This window comes from Anabaena sp. CCY 9402-a (genome assembly GCF_963920945.1).
Taxonomy (GTDB): Bacteria; Cyanobacteriota; Cyanobacteriia; order Cyanobacteriales; family Nostocaceae; genus Trichormus; species Trichormus minutissimus.
Genome location: NZ_CAWUDL010000189.1, coordinates 1 through 1,315, shown reverse-complemented (window position 1 = coordinate 1,315; position 1,315 = coordinate 1). Strand labels below are relative to the sequence as shown.

Annotated in this window: 2 protein-coding genes; one reads left to right on the top strand and one right to left on the bottom strand. The window is 38.6% G+C overall.

Features of this window, described 5'->3' with window-relative positions; translation table 11 throughout:
• Positions 1 to 1,092 (bottom strand): ISAs1 family transposase (locus ACM0OR_RS28220; RefSeq protein WP_414579713.1); only part of this gene is annotated, 1,092 nt, incomplete at its 3' end.
• A 21-nt stretch (positions 1,093 to 1,113) separates the two neighbouring features.
• Here ACM0OR_RS28220 and ACM0OR_RS28215 point away from each other — a divergent pair.
• Positions 1,114 to 1,315, top strand: a 202-nt coding sequence (locus ACM0OR_RS28215; protein WP_414579711.1) for a hypothetical protein, incomplete at its 3' end; no start/stop codon positions are given.

The window sequence follows — 1,315 nt, the reverse complement described above, 5'->3', positions numbered from 1 at the left end:
CCCAGCGAGAAACTGTTTATTTTTTATTCCCCGTTTGACACGCTTCTCTTGACCTAAAAGATTGACTGCAATATGTCTGAGAATTGCAAAATTCTGTGGAGCATTATCTTTCCTAATCCGACAGTCATCTTCCTTCAAGGCGACATCCAATATCCAATGCAATGAATTTTCAATTCCCCAATGGCTGCGAATAGAATTACCAAACTGTTTAGCATTTGACTCAAGGCTACTGATAAAATAATGGGTTTCAACCGTTGTTTCACCATTTAATGAACGAACAGATTCTACCATTCCAACACTATTAAAGTTTGACCAAACTGAATCTGGGTTAAGCCGAGACTGAATTTGAGATAACATCACATATTGGCGGATTTCACGACGACCATGCCCTATTTCATCTGTTTTATATGTGCTATGTTCAATCCCCTCAAAACCTTTACTTATCCCTAAATGGAATAGTTTTTCAACCTCATCATAAAGATTTCCTTGATTCTTTTTTAATGTAATTACGTAATCTGCATTTTGCTGTGTAATTAGCTTCACAATTTCTTTTTGGCAACCCATTGCATCGATTGTCACAATACATCCAGATAAAGCTAATACTTTTAACAACTCTGGAATTGCTGTAATTTCATTCGATTTTTCATCTACCTTCACTTGTCCTAATACTAATCTATTTGTAGTTGCCCATGCGCTCACTATTTGTATTGCACTTTGCTCACTACTTTCATCATAAGAGCCACGTAATGTTTTACCATCAATTGCAATTACTTCCCCTGAAGTTATCTGATGTATTGATTTCATCCAATCGACAAAACATGACTGAAATTGTTGAGGATTTATTTGTGCAAATACTCGCGCAAATGTATCATGTGACGGAATCCCATTTGGGAGTTCTAAAAATGTTTTTAACCACTCATACTTACCACAACCATAAGTCTCGATTCCCACCCATCCATCCGCCCCACAAATCACCGCACATACGGCAATGGTCATGATATCGATTAACTTGTGTCGTTTGGTACGATCTATGCGTGGATCTTCTATTCCCAGAAAGTGGTCAGCAATCGTGATTTTGGGCTTGATCTTCATTCAACTATAGTCTGGTTCTTTTTGTTTAACGCATATCGAATTTACTACAAAAACGAACCTGTATTGCTTGGCAGCCGTCGGCTGCCACAAACGGGAGCATCCCCTACAACGATTATCATTCTTATTCAGCTTCATCCCCAATTCTCTGAAAGTCCTGTTTGGTGGAGTGTTGGCGAATTCCACCTTGATTATCGCTCCTTAATATTTAGATGCGTTCGCCCTG